We start from the raw sequence: 19,815 nt of genomic DNA, 5'->3' as shown, positions 1-19,815 counted from the left end.
ATTGACCGTTGCGAAAACCGGTCAGCGGTGGCCGACGCGCAGGCGTGCACGATCGAACGCCTCCGGCAGAGACCAGGCTTCCGAGAGCCACGCGGCGCCGAGCAGGATCGCGAGTCCGCTCCCGATCAACAGCATGTCGAGCGCCGCCGTATGGCCGAGGATAGTGGTGAAGACCTGACCGACGCCCGCGAGAAGCGACAGGATGGCGAAGACCGTCAGGCTGTTGCGCCCCAACAGGCACAGCGGCGCATAGATCGGCCATTTTTTGAACCAGGCCGCGACACCGAGGCCGTAGAGCAGGTAGGCCAGCGCTGCGAAATGTACCAGGCGCCCGAGTCCGAGAGATGTCTTATCGAGGTCTGCCCAGCCACGCGTCCAATCCTGCAGCCCGGGCAGCAATGACAGCCCATCCGTGACGCTGAGGGCGCCACCGAAGAGAACAAGGGCGGCTGCGACGAGCAATGGCGGGTTCGCGGGCCGCGCTACGCCGCGCAAGAGGATCACGCTCGCGAGGCCGGTGGCCATCAGGAATTGCCAGGTGAGCGGATTGAAGAACCAAGTGCCCCGCATGGGCCAGGTCGGAATATTCCATCCGAACAGGCGTGCCGCCGCATAGAGCGCGAAGGCGGCCGCCAACATCGGCCAGGGTCCGGCGATCCGGGCGATCGACAGTTGGACGGTCAGCAGCGCGATCAGCACGATGTAGAGCGGCAGGATGTTGAAATAGCCGAGCTGATGGCCGAGCGACAGGAGCCCCGCCAAAGCGGCCCAGGGGTCATCGGCGAAGAGCTCGCGGCCGTGGACGTTCATCAGCCCGTCGTCCTGGCCCAGGGTCGCGCCCGTGGCAAAGATCGCGATAGCGGCGATCGACAGGAAAATATGAATTCCGTAGAGCTTGCCGACGCGCCAACTGAGGCTCTGAATGACCTGGGCAGCCCGTCCGTCGGCGAAACGGTTCGCGTAGGCAAAAGCGAGCGACACACCCGACAAAAACACGAAGGCCTCCGCCGAATCGGAAAAGCCATAATTCTTCGGCGTGAGGATCTCGAAGAGATTGCCTGGAATGTGATTAATGAAAATGAAGGAAAGGACCAACCCCCGCCAAAAATCGATGCTATCACGACGGCCGGGGCGACTCATGCGAGGGTCTCTGGGATCAACGGCAAGCTACCACTGTCATGCAGCTTGCAAGATTCGATGCTTTTGAAGCTTGCACGTGCGGTCAACAAACGCCTGCCCTAATTCAGGGTTAACAAATTCGTGATCAGGTTGAAACGGGTGACTCTGCAGGCTTCATCTGTTCGCCGACGGCTCGGAAAGGAGCCTGGATCGCAACAATGGCTGAACTGGGACGACGCTTCTCGATGACTCTCTATTTGCGTGGCCTGTTTCGGATTTCCGCCGTTTTGGTCGCGCTTGTCTTCGGATTGGCGCCGGTTTGGGCCGGAACCATCCAGACGTTCCGCTACGCGTCTCCCGCACTGGGGCAGGAGCAGACCGCGCAAGTCTACTTGCCGGCCGGCGATGCGCCCAAGGGGGGCTGGCCAGTCTTGTATTTGCTGCATGGGCTGAATGGCGCCGCCACCGACTGGGACCGTCTCGGGCGCTTGCGCACCACCGTCGACAAGATGATCGGTGACAACGACATCAAACCACTGCTCATCGTCATGCCGAGCGCCGGCAATTCCTGGTACGTCGATTCGGGGGACGTGAAGGGCCCAGGCAATTACGCGACCGCGATCTCCCACGATCTTGAACAGGCGGTCGAATCGGCTTTTCCAGTCGGACGTGACCGCTCGCATCGGGCCATCGCCGGGCTGTCCATGGGCGGGTTCGGGGCGCTACGCCTCGGGCTGTCGGAGCCCGCGCGCTACGGTGCCATCGCGGCCCTCTCGCCGGCCATCTGGCAGAACATCCCGTCGGCGGCCGTCGACAAGACGTCCCGCGATCTCGAAATCATGCGTGGAGCCTATTTCCAGAAGACCGACAACGATACGGTGACGACCGGGATCGTGCTGCCACCCGACGGGGCCCATTTCGGGGGTGCTTTCGGGACGCCGTTCGATGCCCGTCGCTTCAATGCCGCCAACGTGTTCACGCTTCTCGAACGCGCCGTCGAGAGCAAGAAGAACCTGCCGAGCATCTATCTCACGGTAGGGGACGACGACAGTCACCTGCTCTGGCGCGGAGCGATCGCGTTTTTCGAGACGATGCGGATGGATGGCCGGATGATCGATTTCCGGGTGACGGACGGCGATCACAATTGGGATTGCTGGAAATCCTCCCTCGGTGACGCGCTGCAATTCATCGATCACAATATGATCCAGCCGCCGGCTTAACGGATCTTTCTGCCTTCGCCGAACCAGTGCTTCGATGCAGCGATCGGCCGTGGCCGACCTTGCGAGTGTAGCGAAGCAATCAAGAGGACCTGTTCTGGCGGTTCATGCCTCGGCTCGACCGATCACCCTTCGCGTGCTTCGATGCAAACGCGGCGGTCCGTGGTTCCTGTTCGGCGCAGCTCTCAGCGCGTCTCGCGGCGCAAGGCGCCCAGCCGATGCCAGACGAACCAACCACCCGCGATGAGGATGAGGGCCACGATGACGGCGTCGAACCTATGGAAGGTCGACCGCAGTTCCGGGTTCTTGTCCCATTGGTCGCCGAGGCTGGCACCGATCCAGGCCAGCAGGTAACACCAGATCCACGAGCCCACGAACGTGTAGAGGTGAAACGGCAGGAGCGGCATGCGGGCGATGCCGGCCGGCAGCGCGATGAAGGTTCGAACCACCGGCAGAAGCCGGCACACGAAGACCGTGATGCCGCCGAAGCGGCGAAAGAATTGCTCGGTCCAATCGATGTCGCCGCGCGTGATCAACACCCTCCGGCCCCAGCGCTCGACGGCCGGCCGGCCGCCGCGTGCGCCGATTTCATAGGCGACGGCCGAGCCGATGTTGCAGCCGATCGCGCCCGCGGTCGCCAGCGCCCAGAGGCTGAACCGGCCCGTGGAGGCCAGATAGCCGGCGAACGGCATGATGATTTCCGAGGGCAGCGGAATGCAGGCAGATTCGATGGCCATCAGGATCGCGACCCCGACGTGCCCCGTTGCACTGATGAAGGCCGTGATGACCGACGCCAGCCCCGCGATGATCGATTCCAACACCGGGCGTCCACTCCGTCCCTTGCACTGCGCCGCTTGTGCCATCGAAATGCCTCCGAGGCGACAGGAAAGCGGCGCCGACAGGCGGTCTCGTCACGGCACGCGGGACTACCAGTCGGGATCGAGCGGAGTGCCGTGCACCAGTTCATCGAGCCGAGCCCGCGTCGCCCGCGTCGCATCGGCCGGCAGGGCCGACGGCGGAAAGAAGCCGCGATCGACGATTTCGAGACCGCCCGCCGCCGTCTCCTTCATACTGAATTTCCGCACCGCATAGACCAGCACGTGATCGCGCCGTGACACGCGCCGGTTGAAGAACACGCCGTGCAAGGCAGGCTCTCCTGTGATCTCCAGGCCGGTCTCTTCCCGAACCTCGCGCCGGAGCGCGTCGCCCGCGGTCTCGCCCGGCTCGACGCCGCCGCCCGGCAGATGCCAGCCACGGACGTAGGAGTGCTTGACCAGGAAGACCCGGCCGGCCTCATCGAAGATCGCGGCCCTCACCCCCAGGGTGAGCGGGCGCATCCACCGGGCGCCGAAATGGATCGAGCGAGTGACCGCGGGCGTCAGCCAGGCTGGAAGCTGAAAGCGGCCCGAAGGTCGGCCGGTGCGTGGATGCGACATCCTGCGAACATGATCCCGAGACGCCCGCACGCCAAGCCGAATTCATCCCTCCGGGTTTGATGCAGGCCAGGAAGCCTCGCCGAGAAACCCCGAGCGAAACGTTCACCTCGAGTTTAGAGGCCCGCAACGCGCCGGTTGCCAATCGGGGCCGCCGGCGGTATGAGACACGCACGGGCGTCTTACGCTCGACAAGGGTTTGACAGTGGCGGCACAGGCCCCCTTTGATGCAATGGAACACGGCGCGTCTTTCGCGCTTGCCGTTGCGCGACCCGCTGACCTCCTTCTTAGCCGCCCCTGAGAGCCGGCTGGGCTTCGGCCTGGGCGCTCAGGGGTTTGCCTCAAGCTTCGGTCAGCAAGGCCCTCTCATGGGCCGTTTCTAAGGTCCTTCTTCCATGTCATCATCATCCACCACCGCATCCAGCAGTTCGAATCGTGTCGTCATCTTCGACACCACCTTGCGCGACGGCGAGCAATGTCCCGGCGCCACCATGACGTTCGAGGATAAGCTCAGCACGGCCGTCATGCTCGACGACATGGGCGTCGACATCATCGAGGCGGGATTCCCAATCGCGTCCGAAGGTGACTTCGAGGCCGTCTCCGAAATCGCCCGTCAGACGAAACGCGCCACCGTGGCGGGTCTCGCCCGTGCCATCGAGGCCGACATTGCCCGCGCGGGTGCCGCCGTCCGCCATGCCAAGCGCCCGCGCATCCACACATTCGTGTCCACTTCGCCCATTCACCTGGCGCACCAGATGCGCAAGTCGGAAGATGAGGTGCTCGACATCATCAGCCGCACCGTGACCCAGGCGCGCGGCCTCGTCGATGATGTCGAGTGGTCGGCCATGGACGCCACCCGGACGCCGATCGACTATCTGTGTCGCTGCGTCGAGGCGGCGATCCGGGCCGGCGCCACCACGATCAACCTGCCCGACACGGTCGGTTATGCGCTGCCGGATGAATATCGCGCGATGTTCAGCCAAGTGCGTGAGCGCGTGCCGCAGGCCGACAAGGCCATCTTCTCGGTTCATTGCCACAATGACCTGGGCCTTGCGGTCGCGAACTCCCTGGCGGGGCTCGAGGGCGGCGCGCGACAGATCGAATGCACCATCAACGGCATCGGCGAGCGCGCCGGCAACGCCGCGCTGGAAGAAGTCGTGATGGCGATCAAGACGCGCGGCGACGGCCTGCCCTATGCGACAGGGATCGATTCCACCTGGCTCACCCGCGCCTCGAAGCAGGTGTCGGCCGTCACGGCTTTCCCGGTGCAATACAACAAGGCCATCGTGGGCCGGAACGCTTTCGCGCATGAAAGCGGCATTCATCAGGACGGTATGCTGAAGAATGCCTCGACCTACGAGATCATGACGCCCGAAAGCGTCGGGGTCAGCAAGACCTCGCTGGTCATGGGCAAGCATTCGGGCCGCCATGCGTTCAAGGAAAAGCTGCGCGAACTCGGCTATGAATTGGGCGACAACGCCTTGCAGGACGCATTCAAGCGTTTCAAGGATTTGGCGGACCGCAAGAAACACGTCTACGACGAGGATCTGGTGTCCCTGGTCGACGAGGAGATGGTCCACGCGCATGACCACATCAAGCTCGTCGCCCTGACCGTGATCGCCGGCACCATGGCGCAGAGCGCGACCTTGACGCTCGACGTCGAAGGCGTCCACCACACGCGCCAAGGCACCGGCAACGGGCCGGTCGACGCGATCTTCGGAACTATCAGGTCGATCGTGCCGCACGAGGCGGATCTCGACCTCTTCCAGATCCACGCCGTGACGGGCGGCACGGACGCGCAGGCAGAAGTCTCGGTACGCCTCAAGCACGAGAACCGATCGGTGACGGCGCGTGGCACCGATCCCGACACGCTTGTAGCCTGCGCCCGCGCCTATGTGGCGGCCCTGAATAAGCTGTCGGGCCGCCAAAAGGCGGTCGCGGCCGTCGCCGGCTAAGCCTCTCTTTTCCACATGGCCGGCATTTTTTGCCCGGCCATGCTGGACATCCCGGGTGCGGTGGGCTAAACGCCCCTCACCGACGGTGCATGGCACCGACCGCGATGGGCGCATAGCTCAGTTGGTAGAGCAGCTGACTCTTAATCAGCGGGTCCAAGGTTCGAGCCCTTGTGCGCCCACCATCGCGAAATTTAAGACTTAGCTTCGACGCCAAGCATTTCCCCGTGTCACGGGATCCAAGTCGGGAAATACGAGAGAAGCGAGACCAAAATGCTGGTCTCCGCTCATCACGTACACAGACCGCCTCCAAAGACGCGCCCTTGATCGACCGAAGCTCGGCCAGGACAAAGGGAGAGAATTGGTACGCGGTCAGTCGTTCATCCGCTACCTCGATGGACGCCCTCGCGGCCCAGGCCAGACGGGCTATGCGGCCGCTATGGCTTTCTCGATGTCCGAAACGGAATGTCCCGTGAGATCCTTGTCGATCTCCTTGGCCAGTACGCCGGAGAGCTGCTTTCCATAATGTTTTCGCAACTCGCCAAGGGCACGCGGCGAGGCGATCACCACGAGCTGCTTGATCTCGCCAGAGATGGTGGCCTTGTTGAGCATGGCGGCGACGCCGGCGGAATGGCTGTCCTCTTCGAGCTGACCGTGATCGGGATTGGCCGAACTGCTGTGATGCCCGGCGCCCGACCCGTGATTGTCCTGTTCAACGGTCGGGTCGGGAAGCGCGGTCAGCTTTGGACTGTCTTCATGACCCGTATTGCGGAAGAGCTTGACCTTCTCACCATCGAGAACGGCCACGGTGGTGCCATTGGAAAGTATCATCGCGAAATCCTGTGTGCATGAGCGCCGGATCGCCGCTCAGGGAACGGACTTCAACGCGAGACCAAGCCAGGAAGGTGCGACCACACTCAGGTTTCCCCGAAACTGAAAACCCGCCCGATGACGAGAGGCACTTTGCAAGGATTCTGCGAGATACGTGTTCGAACGTTTGACTGTTCAGTTCAGAAGCCAGAAAAGGCACGGCTTTGATCCTTCACTTGGACGCGGAAGCGCCCTCCCGCCTCGGGATGATCTGCGCGATCCTGGGCGTGATGACGATCTCTGCTCTTGGCTTGCGTTTTTGGCTGCCCCCGGATGCCAGGCGTGCGGTGGTCCTGTCCGTTCTCGGAAGCGGGTTCATCTACTTGGCCTTGGGCTTAGTGACCCGCTTTGTCGTGCAGCACCATCGCAGCCGGTGGCAGATGGTCACGCTGTTGATCGGCGTCGCCGCCATCGAGGCGCTCCGGCGGCGCCCCGGTGACTGGCGTCACAGCGCCAGCAATTGGATCCTTGGCTCCGCGGCCGTGTGCCTCGGCGTACTCATGGCCAAATGGGTGTTGGAACCCGGCGCCATTTCGGCGACGGCCGCGCGGCTGCACGACCGCATCCTGCAGTGATGACGACGGCGCCTCAATCCGCCGCCGGCAGCGCCCGGTGGCGGTTGGACGGCGCCGGGAAATCATCGTCCGGCTGCCTGGCGATCATCCGGATGCGCGCTTCCTCGGCCGCGATCGCCGCGGCGCCGTCGAGGACCCGAAGAACGAGGTCGTAGCGGCGTTCCTCGCCATGCGCCAAGGTGATGAGCTCGCCATGCTGGCGCGCATAGGCATGGCCGAGAATATGGTTGGTGGCGGGCTCGATCCCCATCGCATAGGCGCCGGCCTGGAAATTCTGCCACTGGTAATAGCAGGGCAGCTGGTGTGCCAGGCTCTCGACCATGAAGCCCAGTCCCAGGGCATCGTTGACGAGCGCGACCGGCACGCGGCCCTCCGCATCGGCCGCCATTTCGTGCTGCCACACCTGTTCGTGGAAGCGGTCCTGCGGCGCAGGCATCGTCCGATAGCCGACATCCTGCCGACGATAGGCCTCGTCCGCATGCGAGGCCCAGACCACATCGGCGACCGGCGCCAGATAACGCGATCCTTCGCTCAGGACAGGGTAACCGACGTTCACGTGGTAGCACAGCATATGAGGGGTCGGATAGAAACCCTGGTTCACCACCCGGTCGTGCAACCGGATCGTGTCGCCGCCCACATCGGCCTCGATGCGCCGGAGGAGATGCAGGTTCTCGCCGAACAAGGCGGCCTGCTGCACGATGCCTTCGGCCCAGAGAATACAGCGGTCGCCCTCCCACCGTTCGCCATAGCCGGTCAGTCGGGCCGGAACCATGCTGATCCGGCCATGGATGGAATGCCGGACGGTCTTGCGCGGCCCATAATTATACTGATCCGCGGGCTCCTCGGCCATGAAGCCGACGTGATCGAGCCCGCAGGTTGCGAGCAGCCCCGAAAACGACCGCAGGAAGCCGAGCCCGCCCTCCCCTTCGGGTTCGTGCAGCGCGGGGTTGCGGAAGCCGGCCGGCGAGTGCCAGCCGATGGCGCGCCCCTTGTGCTCGCATTCGGCCAGATCCATGCCGCGGTCGACCATCACCGTGAATCGCAATCCCGATCCCGTGCGAAACTCCAGCATCCGGATCCCGCGCTCGACACCGTCCCCCAATGTCATGAGACGCACGCCGGCGAATTGCGCGAGGGCGCCGGCGCGGCGCGCGAGATCGTGCCGTGAGAGCGCTCGGCCATAGAGTGATGTCATCGAAGATCCTTTCGGGTACTGGCCTCGCGACCCGATACAACTTTGTGCGCACCTATGCCACGCCCGGTCGCCGACGACGCTGTCATGCAGGCCGCGCGAGCTCGATTCGGACAGGCAGGAGGCCGGATTCAAGCCGACATCCATTGCTCTCGACCGTGTTGTTCGATCTTTCTCACGAGCGAATTGTTTCGAATGTTCAACGGCCAGCGACCGTTGGAACGCGGTCTCGCACATCGCCGAGGGCCGGCCTTCATCATTTGTTCACATCTTCTGTTGACGTTGCGTCCTGCAGCAAACCAGGAGCTTTGATGAAGTACACGCCCGCATTTGCTTTCACTTTGACGGCTCTGGCGCCAATATATGCCCATGCGGCATCGGTCTATTCGGGCTGTGCAGTCCCTGCGTTGAAATCGACGCATCACACATTCTATGTTGATCCCGTGAATGGCAGTTTGTCGGGGGATGGGTCCGCGTCAAAGCCTTGGTCGACATTGGCAGACGTGGTGAACCCCGCAAACAAACTCATCTCGACGCAGGGTCATGCGGGCTCGAAATTCAACGCGGGCACCGACACGGCGCTTCACCCCGCCAATCCGACGGCGCCCATCAAGGCCGGCGATCTCATTCTCCTGAAGAGCGGCAATCACGGCTCCCCGACCGTGACCAACATGTACAACAGCGACTTCATCACGGTGGCGGCGGCCCCGGGCGCGACCCCTGTCGTCGACAAGATGGCGATCATCAGTTCCGGCAAATGGATGTTCCAGGGTCTGAAATTCCAGGGGCTCGCCACAACTGCCACCGGGGCCAAGACCGCCAGCCCATCGCCCTTGAGCCTCGTCACGGCCGGTCGGGGAGACTGGGAAGGTCTGACCACCGACATCGTGTTCAGCGACAACAGCTTCTCGGCGGCCGATTCCACCAGCGGCTGGAACAGCTATGACTGGATCAACAAACCCTTCTCGATCGGTCTCTGGGCTGCAGTCTCCTGCGTGAGCACGGTCGACAATCACTTCTACAATCTCTTGAACGCCGCCTATGTCTCGGCCGGGAAGAACCTCTTCCAAGGGAACCTGATCGAAGCCTTCTCGAACGACGGCCTCGATATCCAGGGGAGCGACCTGCTCATCAAAGGCAACACGATCAAAGGCGGCGTCAACAGCGCGGCCGATCCCTACCACGCCGACGGCATCCAAGGCTGGTCCGCCATCAGCAACGGGGTTGCGGCAACCAACAGCAATGTGGTCATCGACGGCAACATTCTGACCAAGACCGGCAGTGGGGCAACGTCCTACATGCAAGGCATCTCGATCTTCGACGGCAAATGGACAGGCCTCGTGATCCAGAACAATGTCGTCAATGTCGATACCTGGCACGGCATTGCGGTGTTCGGCGCACAGAACTCCCGCATTATCAACAACACCGTGATCGCCAGCGACCCGGCAGCGCAGCCGAGCTGGATCACGGTTCAGAACGCGAAGGACGGAACGGTTTCAAGCGGTGTCGTCGTACGGAACAATATCGCCACGCAATATGTCGTCCAGGACAGCAACACGACCTTCGACCACAATATCGCCGCCCTGAAGATCACGATCCCGGTCAGTGGAAAGTCGACCGTCTTCACCTCGGGTACGGTCGGAACGGCCAATGCGGTGCTCCCCACCGTTCTCGCCGGATTCATGACGCTCAATACCACGGCGGGCAGCTTTGACGAGCGGCTCAGATCGTCGAGCCCGGCCATCGGCTTTGGAAGCCCCAGCGCCGCGCCCGCTCTCGATATCCTGGGCAAGGCCCGGACCGCGCCGGTCGACGCAGGCGCCTACGTGCACTGAGGGCTTAGCCGCGCCCGACAAAGGGCATCTTGGTGGCCATCACGGTCATGGTCAGCACGTTCGCATCGAGCGGCAGCCCGGCCATGTAGACTACGGCGTCGGCCACATGGGCGACGTCGAAGGTGGGTTCCACCTTGGTCGAAAGGTCGGGCTGCAGCACGCCCGACTTCATCTTGGCGGCCATCGGGGTTTCGGTATTGCCGATATCGATCTGGCCGCAGGCGATGTCGTATTTGCGGCCGTCGAGCGCCGTCGATTTCGTCAGGCCCAGCACGCCGTGTTTCGAGGCGGTATAGGGCGCGGAATTCGGACGCGGCGCGGTGGCCGAGACGGAGCCGTTGTTGATGATGCGACCGCCGCGCGGACTCTGGTCCTTCATGATCCGGAAGGCTTCCTGGGTGCACAGGAACACGCCCGAGAGGTTTGTGTCGATCACCGCCTTCCATTGCGCGAAGGAGAGGTCCTCCAGGTTGATGGCCGGCGCATTGGTGCCTGCATTGTTGAACAACACGTCGAGCCGGCCGAATTGCGCCTTGATGGCGGCAAATAATGCCGCGACCGAGGTGGGATCGTTCAGATCCGCCGGGATGGCCACGGCCCCTGCCCCGGCTTCCTGGGCGACTTCGTCGAGCACCTCCTTGCGGCGCCCCGTCAGCACGAGCTGGTAGCTGGCCTTGCCGAGCGCGAGCGCCACAGCCCGGCCAATCCCGGTGCCGGCTCCCGTCACGAGGGCGATTTTCTTCTGGTCGGGCATGTTGGTCTCCGTTCTGGGTGTTGGTCCTTCTCCCGTGCAAAAGCGAGAAGGGTTTCAGTCCGTCACTGTGCCAGGAATCCGCCGTCCACCGGCAGCGTGTGGCCTGTGATCATCGCGGCCCCGGGCCCCGCCAGGAACAGGATTGCGGCGGCGACCTCCTCGGGCTCGGCCAGGCGGCGCAGGGGCGTCATGTCCTCGATCCGGCGAACGAGATCGGGCTGCGCCAGCAAGGGCGCGATGAAAGGTGTACGGACATAGGTCGGCGCCACGGCATTTACCCGGATGCGATGCGGCGCCCATTCGACCGCGAGCGCCCGCGTCATATTGACGATCGCACCCTTGGTGGTCTGGTAGGAAATATTCGGATAGAGGCCGCCGCCCGAAAACCCCATGATGGACGACACGTTGACGATAGCGGCCCCATTCGCTTGCGCGATCATGTGGCGCGCCGCCGACCGGGCGCAGAGAAACGCACCCGTCATGTTGACCGCCACGACCTTGTCCCAGGCCTCGATCGACAGGTCGACAGCGGGCTGGCGCAGGGCAAGCCCCGCATTGTTGACCAGAATGTCGAGGCTGCCGTGCCGCTCGACGATCGCGGCCATGGCGGCGTCCACGCTCGCCTCGTCGGCCACGTCGGTCACGCAGGCGCTGTGCCGGCCGGAACCGCAGAGGCTCTCAAGCGCGGTTTGATCGATCGAGGCGCGATCGAGGATCACGACCGTGGCGCCGGCCTGCGCCAGAGCTTGCGCGGTCGCAAGTCCGATGCCGCTTGCCCCGCCCGTGACGGCCGCGACCTTGCCCGATAGGCCGAAAGTGACTGCAAAAAATGCCATCACGCCCACGCCAGCTCTAGGTCCCGGAAGGGCGCCCCCCTCTCCCCTCTCCACAAGGGAGAGGGGAATTCCACGAAGCTCCGCTGAGAGGTGTGAATGCCGTAGTCTCCACAAGGGAGAGGCGTGAAGCCACACTGCATCCGCAGACAAGTGAAACTCAGTGCCCCGATGGACGGCAGGCTGCGGAACGAGCTCCCCAGGGCGAAGGACCCCATAGCTTCCGCGGCGGCCTTCACAGGCTCACCTCAAGCTTCTGCACCCAGCCCAGCCCGGCATCGGTTCCGCCGCGTGGCTTGTACTCGGCGCCGATCCAGCCCTCGTAGCCCAGCCGGTCGACGGCTGCGAAGAACGACCGAAAATCGAAGCTGCCTTCGTCCGGTTCGGCCCGCGTCGGCACGGCCGCGATCTGGATATGACCAACCGCCGGATAATAGCGTTCCAACGCTCCCATCACATCCTCGCCCATGACGCCGACATGATAGGCGTCGAACATCAGCTTGATGTTCGGCCTGTCAGCCTCGCCGAGCACGATCGCGGCTTCGGCCAAGGTGGCGTAAAAATAGCCGGGGCCATCGCGTGTGTTGAGCGGTTCCAGAAGCAGCGTGAGGCCATGCGGCTCGGCCTTGGCCGAAGCCTCCCGCAGGTTCTTGACGAACACTTTGCGGGCCGTGGTGCGGTCCTCCGGCGCGACCTTGCCGGCCATGCAATGGATCGCCGTCCCGGCAGCCTCGACACAAAAGCGGATCGACTGATCGACGGCCGCCTGGAACTCGGCTTCCCGCCCGACCAGCGCGCCGAGGCCGTTTTCGCCCGCCGCCACATCGCCCCGCACCGTGTTGATCCCGAGAAGCTTGAGCCCGTGCCGGTCGCAGTGCTCGCGGACGGTGGCCGCCGGCACGTCGTAGGGCCAATGCAGCTCGATCGCCTTGAAGCCGGCCGCGGCCGCCGCATCGATCCTGTCGAGCAGCGGGAGGTCCGGCCACAGGAAACCAAGATTGGCGGAGAAACGGGGCATGGGTTTCACCTCAGCTTGAAGCTGGCGTCGAGCGCCGCGATCTGGTGGGCATCGAGGTGGCGGACGTTCAACCCGCGCGTCAGCACGACGAGCTTGGCCGTCTCCTCCAATTCCTCGGCCGTGAAGACGGCGGCATCGAGCGACAGGCCGGCCACCACTGGTCCGTGATTGGCGAGCAGGACGGCGGCATGGTCTGGCGCCACCGCACGGACGAGGGGCGCGACATCCGGCGATCCGGGAACGGTATAGGGCAGCACGGGCACGCGGCCGACGCGCATCACCATATAGGGCGTGATTGGCGGGATCGCGTCAGCGGGATCCGTGTCGGCCAGGCAGGAGAGCGCGGTCGCGAAGGTAGAATGGAGATGCACCACGGCCTGGGTTTGCGGTCGCCCTTCGTAGAAGGCGCGATGCAGCGGCAGCTCCTTGGTGGGCTTGTCGCCAGACACGTGGCGCCATTCCGGGTCGAGCTTCGACAGTTTCGTGGAGTCGAGGAGGCCCAGGCAGGAATTGGTCGGCGTGACGAGAAAGCCGTCCTCAAGGCGCACCGAGATATTGCCGGAGGAGCCGACGGTGAAATTGCGGCCGAACAGCAGCCGGCCCCACTGGACAAGGCGCTCACGCACTTCGGCTTCGGTCATGCCCTCTCCAAAACGCGCAGGGCCTTGTCGTAGAAATCGACCGCGCCGAAATTGCCGCTCTTCAGCGCAAGGCGGATCTCCCGGCCGCTGCCTCGGCTGGCGAGGGCCGGGACACCGGGGTCGATCTCGGGACCGATCGCGAAATGATCGAGCGCCAGGGCCGTGACGACGGCGCCCGACGTTTCGCCGCCGCCGACCGCCAGCCGCGTTACACCCGCGCGCACCAGCTGGTGCGCGAGCGCGCCGAAGAACCTTTCGATCGCTCCGGCCACCCGCTCGCGCCCGAACCGCTGTTGCGCGGCGGCGACGCGGTCCGGATCGGCGGTCGAATGCACGGCCGGCGCGAGGTCGATGTGGTCGCGCACGAAGGCGAGCGCCTGGTCGACTGTGGTCGCGCCCGACAGCACCGCCTCGGGCTCGACCGCAAAGCCGGGGTGCCGGTCGAGGTGCCGCGCCAGTTGGGCCCGCGAAGCGGTCGAACAGGAGCCCGACAGAACCACCCCAGGCCCCTTCAGGCCCGTAAAGGCCGCGCTAGTGGCTCCGAGCTTCCCGGCCTTTCGAAAATTTTCTGGCAGGCCGACCGCGATGCCGGAGCCCCCCGTCACGAGCCCGTGGTCCGCGATGGCGGCACCGATGGCCCGGAGATCGTCGTTGGTGACGGCATCGACGACGGCGAGGCGCCGATCCGCACCGGCCTCGTGGTCAAGCGCGTCCCTGATGGCGGCCGCGCCCTGGCGGACGATATCGTAGGAGACGAGGCCGACCTCCCCCCGCGTCTGCCGCCTCAGCCAGCGTCGGATATCCGGGTCGGTCATCGGATTGAGCGGATGGTTTTCCATGCCGGACTCGCTCAGCAGGCGATCCTTCACGAAAAGATGCCCCTGGTAGAGCGTGCGGCCCGTCTCGGGGAAGATGGGGCAGACGACCGCGACCTTGACGTCGAGCGCGTCGAGCAGAGCTTCGGCGACCGGGCCGATATTGCCCTCCGGGGTCGAATCGAAGGTGGAGCAATATTTGAACAGGAACTGGCTGCACCCTTGAGCTTGCAACCAGTGAAGCGCCTCCAGCGACTGTCGCACGGCCTCGGCCGGGGCGATCGAGCGCGTCTTCAGAGCGACAACGCCGGCCTCACAGGTAACAGACTCCCGCCCACGCGGCACGCCGACGAACTGCACCGTGGCCATGCCGTTCTTGGCGAGCGTGTTGGCGAGGTCGCTCGCGCCCGTGAAATCATCCGCGATACAGCCGAGAAGCATGGGTCATATCCAAGGTGATGCCCTTCTCCCGCCAGCGGGAGAAGGGCTTGCCTCTAGCCGCCGATCTTGCCGCCGAGTTCGTCCTCGACATGGGCCCGGATGATCTCGTCCATCGAGCGTTCCGCCTTGAAGCCGAGCGACTCGGCGCGGCTCGCGTCGAAGTCGCGTGCCCAGCCGTCGACGATCTTGCCGATCGTCGCATCCGGCTCGTGGCGGATGAGGTTGACGGCCTTGTCGCCGCCCACCCGCCGCAGCGCTTCGATTTCCTCGCCGACGGTCGCCGACAGGCCCGGCAGGCTGAGGTTGCGGCGCCAGCCGAGCCGGGCCGTGTCGATGGTCGCGGCATGAACCAGGAACCCGACGGCGGCACGCGGGCTCGCAAACCAGTGGCGCACCTCGGGGGAGACGGGCAGCACTGCTTCCTGGCCGCTCAAGGGTTCGCGCAGGATGTTCGAGAAGAAGCCCGAGGCGGCCTTGTTGGGCTTGCCGGGCCGCACGCAGATCGTCGGCAGCCGGATCCCGATGCCGTCGAAGAAGCCTTTGCGAGAGTAGTCGTTGAGCAAAAGCTCGCCGATCGCCTTCTGGGTGCCGTAGCTGGTGAGCGGCGTCGAGAAGAACTCGTCGTCGATCTTGTCCGGGAAGGGCGCGCCGAAGACAGCGATCGAGGACGTGAAGACCACGCGCGGCGCATACCGTTGCTGCACCCCCTGCTGGCGGATCGCCTCGAACAGGAAGCGGGTGCCGTCAAGATTGATGCGATAGCCCTTGTCGAAATCGGCCTCCGCCTCGCCGGACACGATCGCCGCGAGGTGGAAGATCGTATCGGGACGCTTAGCCGCGAGCTTCTCGGCTTCACCGGGCGCCGAGAGATCGGCCGTGATGGTCTCGACCGCACCGGCGAAGCCCGCCGGCTTGGCGGGCGCCACCACGTCGACGAGCGTGAGGGCCGAGATCTCTTGGCCGCCGAGCGTCTTGTCTTTGACGAGCCTGTCGGTGAGCTTGCGGCCCACCATGCCGGCGGCGCCGATGATCAGGATATGCATGGAACGTCAGGTCCTTTGGGTTTGGTTTGAAGACCCCACCTTCGTCATGGCGGGGCGAGGGCATGGGAGAGACGCGAGGATCACCGGTTGACCCGGCTGCTGACCAGCCGCTCCACCAGCAACGCCACGATGATGATCGTGCCGATGGCCGAGCCCTGCCAGAAGGGTGAGACGCCCATCAGGTTGAGACCGTTGCGGATCATCACCATGATGAACACGCCGATCAGCGTGCCGATCATCGAGCCGCGGCCGCCGTAGAGGCTCGCGCCGCCGATCACCACGGCCGCGATGGCGTCGAGCTCCATGGCGTTGCCCATGAGAGGGTCGGCCGACAGCAGCTGGCTGATCGAAAAGGTGGCCGCGACCGCCGCGAGCGCTCCAGACAGCACATAGGGCAATACCGAATAGAAGAGGGTCGAGAGGCCGGCGGCCCGCGCCGCCTCCTTGTTCGAGCCGACCGCGTAGATCGTGCGTCCGCCCTTGGTATAGGTGAGATAGGCCCAGGCCAGGGCGTAGAGAACGAGCAGGAACAGCACGTTCGACGGAATGCCGAAGACGTTCGTGTAGACGATGTTCTGCATCGCCTCGGGAATCGTCGAGATCGATTGCTGGCCCGAGAAGATGTAGGCGAGGCTGCGGCCGATCGCCATGATGCCCAGCGTCACCACGAAGGCCGCGAGGCCGAACAGGTTGATGAGCAGACCCGACAGAAGGCCGATGCCGCCGCCCGCCGCGACCGCCACCAGCATGGCCAGCGGGATCGACATATGCTGCAGCGACAGGCCGAGGATGATGCCGGTGAGCCCCGCCACAGACCCGACCGACAGATCGATGCCGCCCGTGAGGATCACGAAGGTCATGCCGACCGCCACGATGCCGATCACCACCGACTGATCCAGCATGTTGAAGATGTTGGAGCGCGTCAGGAAGAACGGCGACAGGAAGGACAGAACGACCGCGATCAGGAGCGCAAGCACGAGCATGCGGACTTCGAGCCGCCGTCCCAGGCTCCGGCCCATCGAGGGGCCTTTTGTGTCCATCCCTGCGGGTGGTGAGTCTTTGGTCATGTCGCGCGTGGTCATAGCGAGGCCGCCAATGTGTCGATGCGGAACTTGATGGCTTCGGGAGGAGGCATCTTGTGGTCGTTGGGCAGGCTGAGGCCGACCCAGCCCATGTCATGCCCGCGCGGGCTCCTGATCGGCACCAGCAGGGTGGCACGGGTCGCGTCCGCCTCGGTCACGAAGATGCACTCGCGTCGCCGCAGCGCCCGTGGAATGCGCGTCTCGGCGAGGATACGGGCCTCACCGGCCTTGAAGCCGGGGTCGGCGCCCCGATCGGACACGACCGCGTTGAGGCAGATCACGCGCTCGTCCTCGATCAAGGCCCAGAAGCCCGCGCCGCCGTTCTCGCGCGTCAGATCCTGCAGCAGGGCCGTATTGCGGGCCATCGAGGTCCGGGGCGCCGCGAGGAGCGTGAGCTTCTCCTCGTCGAGCACGGCGCTCGGCAGGTCGGCGACCGACCGGCCGTCGCTCATCACGATCACGCGGTCGCTCAGGCCCAGCAGTTCCTCGAAGTCGGAGGACACGACCACGACCGCCACGCCGTCGGTCGCGATATCGCGCAGCATGGAATAGATCGACGCGCGGGTGCCGATGTCGACCCCCTTGGTGGGCTCGTCGAGGACCAGCACCTTGGGGTCGAGCAGCAGCCAGCGGGCGATAATGATCTTCTGCTGCATGCCGCCCGAAAAATTGAGCATCGAGGCATCCATCAGCCGATGGGCCGGCAGGCCGAGGCGGCCGAGCAACTGCTCAACCTTCTTCTCGCATTTGGCATAGCCCAACCCGAGCCCGCTGTGCGCCCCGAGATAGGCGAGCAGCAGGTTCTCCTTCACGGTGAGATCGGGCACGATGTTCTGCGTCCGGCGATCCTCGGCCACGAAACCCATGCCGGCCCGGATGGCCGCGCGCGGGTTTTCGGGCCGCAAGGCCTTGCCGTCCAACAGCACCGTGCCGCCGGTACGCGGGCGCAGCCCGAAGATCGCCTCGACGCATTCCGAGCGGCCCGCGCCGACAAGACCGCCGAGGCCGAGGATCTCACCCCGATGAGCCGTGAACGACACGTCGCGAACGGCGGCCCCCGCGGCAAGATTGCGAACCTCCAAGGCCACGGGCGCCTTGACGTCGCTCGTCATCACGTGCGGCGCCGCATAGATGGCGCCGATCTCCGCGCCCACCATGGCGCGGATCAACTCCGCCTGGTTGAGCGAGGTCGTCGGCTTCGCGTTCATGACCGTGCGGCCTTCCCGCAGGACCGTGACGCGGTCCGTGATGGTGAAGACCTCCTCCAGGCGATGCGACACGAAGACGAGGCCGCGCCCGGACAGGCGCAGGCGGGTCATGATATCGAACAGCCGGTCGACCTCGGTCGGGCTCAGCGAGGCGGTCGGCTCGTCGAAGATGATGAGCTTGGCCCGCACCCCGAGCGCCTTGGCGATCTCGACGATCTGCTTTTGCGCGGAGGACAGGCGCCGCACCTCCCAGTCGAGCGGCAGTGCATCGGCCTGGCCGAGGCTTGCGAGCAGTTCGAGCCCCCGCTTGCGCATGCTGCCATAGTCGAGCCAGCCCGAGCGGCCGAGTTCGGGGAGGAAAATGTTCTCCATCACGGTCAGGTCGGGCACGAGGCTCGTTTCCTGCATGACGATCGCGATGCCGATCCTCAGCGCGTCGCGGGTCGAACGCAGCTTGATCGGGTAGCCCCGGTAGGTGATCTCGCCGTCATCGAAGCTCTGATGGCCGGCGATGATCTTGGACAAAGTCGACTTGCCGGCGCCGTTGGCGCCGAGCAGGCCGTGGATCTCACGCTCGTTCAGCTCAAAATCCGCGCCCGCAAGCGCCTGCGTGCGGTCGAAGGCCTTGGTGATGCCACGGGCCAGGAGCAGCGGAGGTTTCGGCTCTTTCGGAAGGGGTGCGTTCACGAGCGATCCGGCGAAAACGAGGGTCCTGCACCGAACCGGCCTTCGCCGGTCCGGGCATGAAAGCGATCAGACGTCGCCGAAAACGGTCTTCTTGATCGTCGGCAATTGCGCGTCGATCGTCTCGCTCGTGACCGCCAGGATCGGCACGGTGATCTCATGCTCGGGCTTGCCGCCCCCGATGGCCTCGATCAGCGAGTCGCCCGAAGTGCTCCCCATGAGGAAGGGTTGCTGCATGCCGGTGACCACCACATCGCCGGACTTCAGCAGGTCGACGAATTCCGGAATGCCGTCGAACGCCGCCACCAATACCTCGCCGGTGCGTCGCGCCGCCTTGATGGCTCGGAGGGCGCCGAGCGTCGGCTGGTCGGTCTGGATGAAGAGCCCGCGCATGCCGGGGTTCGCGGTGAGCAGATCCTGCGTGAACTTGTAGGTCTCATCCGTCGTGTAGGACTGCATCTGCATGATCTCCGCGACCTTGCCGGTGAAGCCCCCCTCCTTCAGGCCGTCAAGGAAACCCTTGGTGCGGGCCTGGCCGTTCTTGCGGGCCTGAGAGATACCCACGATGCCGACCGTACCGGCCTCCCAGCCCTTCTTCTTGAGAGCCGCGGCAAGGCCGAGCCCGACACCATGAGCGCCCTCGTAATTGTTCGACGCCACATAGGAGACGTAGTCGCCGCTATTCGCTCCGATATCGGCGATGACGACCGGGATGCCGGCGCGCTTGGCGATCGTCAACACGCTCGGGGCGGTCGAGGAATCGGTCGGCGAGAGCACGATGCCGGCGACATTGCGGGCGATCGAATCCTGGGCGTTCTGCAGTTGCGTCTGGGCGCTGTTGTGGGAATCGAGCGCCTGGAACGCGTAGCCCTTGGCCTTCGCGGCCGTCTCCACCCCTTTGGAGACCGCGCGCCAGAACGGCAGGTCGAGACCTGGCGTGATATAGACGATCTCCTTGCCGGCCGCCATCGCGGGGCGCAGTGCCCCCAGCGCGGCACCGAGGCCGATCCCAAGTTTCAGAACTGTTCGACGTTCCATCGTTTCCTCTCCTTCATCACCGTCGGGGACGGATTTCTTGCCCCCGCTTATGAGCGCGGGTTGCC

The 19,815-nt window shown here is 64.7% G+C and carries 18 protein-coding genes and 1 tRNA gene; 5 read left to right on the top strand and 14 right to left on the bottom strand.

All coding sequences use genetic code 11. The features are described 5' to 3' along the window. Positions 1 to 21 precede the first annotated feature (21 nt). On the bottom strand, positions 22 to 1,140 hold the full coding sequence (locus tag M8523_RS11320; protein ID WP_282584971.1) for an OpgC family protein: 1,119 nt from the start codon (positions 1,138 to 1,140) through the stop codon (positions 22 to 24). 197 nt (positions 1,141 to 1,337) lie between these two features. Between M8523_RS11320 and M8523_RS11315 the strand changes: the two genes are divergently transcribed. Further along, on the top strand, positions 1,338 to 2,339 hold the full coding sequence (locus M8523_RS11315) for an alpha/beta hydrolase (protein ID WP_282584970.1): 1,002 nt from the start codon (positions 1,338 to 1,340) through the stop codon (positions 2,337 to 2,339). A gap of 182 nt (positions 2,340 to 2,521) precedes the next feature. On the opposite strand, the gene M8523_RS11310 is transcribed toward M8523_RS11315, so the two are convergent. Further along, positions 2,522 to 3,199, bottom strand: a complete 678-nt coding sequence (locus M8523_RS11310; protein ID WP_282584969.1) for a DedA family protein — start codon at positions 3,197 to 3,199, stop codon at positions 2,522 to 2,524. Between the two features lie 63 nt (positions 3,200 to 3,262). After that, positions 3,263 to 3,772, bottom strand: coding sequence for an NUDIX domain-containing protein (locus tag M8523_RS11305; protein ID WP_428350320.1), 510 nt, complete (start codon positions 3,770 to 3,772; stop codon positions 3,263 to 3,265). A gap of 392 nt (positions 3,773 to 4,164) precedes the next feature. Between M8523_RS11305 and M8523_RS11300 the strand changes: the two genes are divergently transcribed. Together M8523_RS11300 and M8523_RS11295 are read left to right on the top strand one after the other, a co-directional pair. Further along, positions 4,165 to 5,724, top strand: coding sequence for a 2-isopropylmalate synthase (locus M8523_RS11300; protein ID WP_282584968.1), 1,560 nt, complete (start codon positions 4,165 to 4,167; stop codon positions 5,722 to 5,724). 106 nt (positions 5,725 to 5,830) lie between these two features. Continuing rightward, a tRNA-Lys gene (locus M8523_RS11295) sits at positions 5,831 to 5,906 on the top strand. 241 nt (positions 5,907 to 6,147) lie between these two features. Here M8523_RS11295 and M8523_RS11290 read toward each other — a convergent pair. After that, positions 6,148 to 6,552, bottom strand: a complete 405-nt coding sequence (locus M8523_RS11290) for a host attachment family protein (RefSeq protein ID WP_282584967.1) — start codon at positions 6,550 to 6,552, stop codon at positions 6,148 to 6,150. A gap of 203 nt (positions 6,553 to 6,755) precedes the next feature. Here M8523_RS11290 and M8523_RS11285 point away from each other — a divergent pair, with 203 nt between their 5' ends. Beyond that, complete coding sequence (locus tag M8523_RS11285) at positions 6,756 to 7,166, top strand: hypothetical protein (RefSeq protein WP_282584966.1); 411 nt, start codon at positions 6,756 to 6,758, stop codon at positions 7,164 to 7,166. A 13-nt stretch (positions 7,167 to 7,179) separates the two neighbouring features. Here the strand turns inward: M8523_RS11285 and M8523_RS11280 are convergent, their stop codons facing one another. Next, on the bottom strand, positions 7,180 to 8,361 hold the full coding sequence (locus M8523_RS11280) for an aldose 1-epimerase family protein (protein ID WP_282584965.1): 1,182 nt from the start codon (positions 8,359 to 8,361) through the stop codon (positions 7,180 to 7,182). 308 nt (positions 8,362 to 8,669) lie between these two features. Between M8523_RS11280 and M8523_RS11275 the strand changes: the two genes are divergently transcribed. After that, a complete protein-coding gene (locus M8523_RS11275; RefSeq protein WP_282584964.1) occupies positions 8,670 to 10,193 on the top strand; it encodes a right-handed parallel beta-helix repeat-containing protein in 1,524 nt (507 codons plus the stop codon). A 4-nt stretch (positions 10,194 to 10,197) separates the two neighbouring features. Here the strand turns inward: M8523_RS11275 and M8523_RS11270 are convergent, their stop codons facing one another. From M8523_RS11270 to M8523_RS11230, 9 genes are all read right to left on the bottom strand, one after another. Next, positions 10,198 to 10,947, bottom strand: coding sequence for an SDR family oxidoreductase (locus M8523_RS11270; RefSeq protein WP_282584963.1), 750 nt, complete (start codon positions 10,945 to 10,947; stop codon positions 10,198 to 10,200). A 62-nt stretch (positions 10,948 to 11,009) separates the two neighbouring features. Then, a complete protein-coding gene (locus tag M8523_RS11265) occupies positions 11,010 to 11,783 on the bottom strand; it encodes an SDR family NAD(P)-dependent oxidoreductase (protein WP_282584962.1) in 774 nt (257 codons plus the stop codon). 232 nt (positions 11,784 to 12,015) lie between these two features. After that, positions 12,016 to 12,798 carry a hydroxypyruvate isomerase family protein gene (locus tag M8523_RS11260; protein WP_282584961.1) on the bottom strand — a complete coding sequence of 261 codons (783 nt, stop codon included), beginning with the start codon at positions 12,796 to 12,798 and terminating at the stop codon, positions 12,016 to 12,018. A gap of 5 nt (positions 12,799 to 12,803) precedes the next feature. Next, on the bottom strand, positions 12,804 to 13,439 hold the full coding sequence (gene otnC, locus M8523_RS11255; protein ID WP_282584960.1) for a 3-oxo-tetronate 4-phosphate decarboxylase: 636 nt from the start codon (positions 13,437 to 13,439) through the stop codon (positions 12,804 to 12,806). Continuing rightward, positions 13,436 to 14,695 carry a 3-oxo-tetronate kinase gene (gene otnK / locus M8523_RS11250; protein ID WP_282584959.1) on the bottom strand — a complete coding sequence of 420 codons (1,260 nt, stop codon included), beginning with the start codon at positions 14,693 to 14,695 and terminating at the stop codon, positions 13,436 to 13,438. The genes otnC and otnK overlap by 4 nt, the downstream gene beginning before the upstream one ends. Positions 14,696 to 14,748: 53 nt before the next feature. Continuing rightward, a complete protein-coding gene (gene denD, locus M8523_RS11245) occupies positions 14,749 to 15,738 on the bottom strand; it encodes a D-erythronate dehydrogenase (RefSeq protein ID WP_282584958.1) in 990 nt (329 codons plus the stop codon). An 80-nt stretch (positions 15,739 to 15,818) separates the two neighbouring features. Continuing rightward, on the bottom strand, positions 15,819 to 16,805 hold the full coding sequence (locus M8523_RS11240) for an ABC transporter permease (protein WP_282584957.1): 987 nt from the start codon (positions 16,803 to 16,805) through the stop codon (positions 15,819 to 15,821). Positions 16,806 to 16,816: 11 nt separating this feature from the next. Further along, positions 16,817 to 18,715, bottom strand: coding sequence for a sugar ABC transporter ATP-binding protein (locus M8523_RS11235; RefSeq protein ID WP_282584956.1), 1,899 nt, complete (start codon positions 18,713 to 18,715; stop codon positions 16,817 to 16,819). A 66-nt stretch (positions 18,716 to 18,781) separates the two neighbouring features. Continuing rightward, entirely contained in the window at positions 18,782 to 19,750 is a 969-nt protein-coding gene (locus M8523_RS11230) for a substrate-binding domain-containing protein (protein ID WP_282584955.1), read from the bottom strand. Positions 19,751 to 19,815 lie beyond the last annotated feature (65 nt).

This window comes from Lichenifustis flavocetrariae, from assembly GCF_026130545.1.
Lineage (GTDB): Bacteria > Pseudomonadota > Alphaproteobacteria > Rhizobiales > Beijerinckiaceae > Lichenihabitans > Lichenihabitans flavocetrariae.
This window is presented reverse-complemented; position numbering and strand designations above follow the sequence as displayed.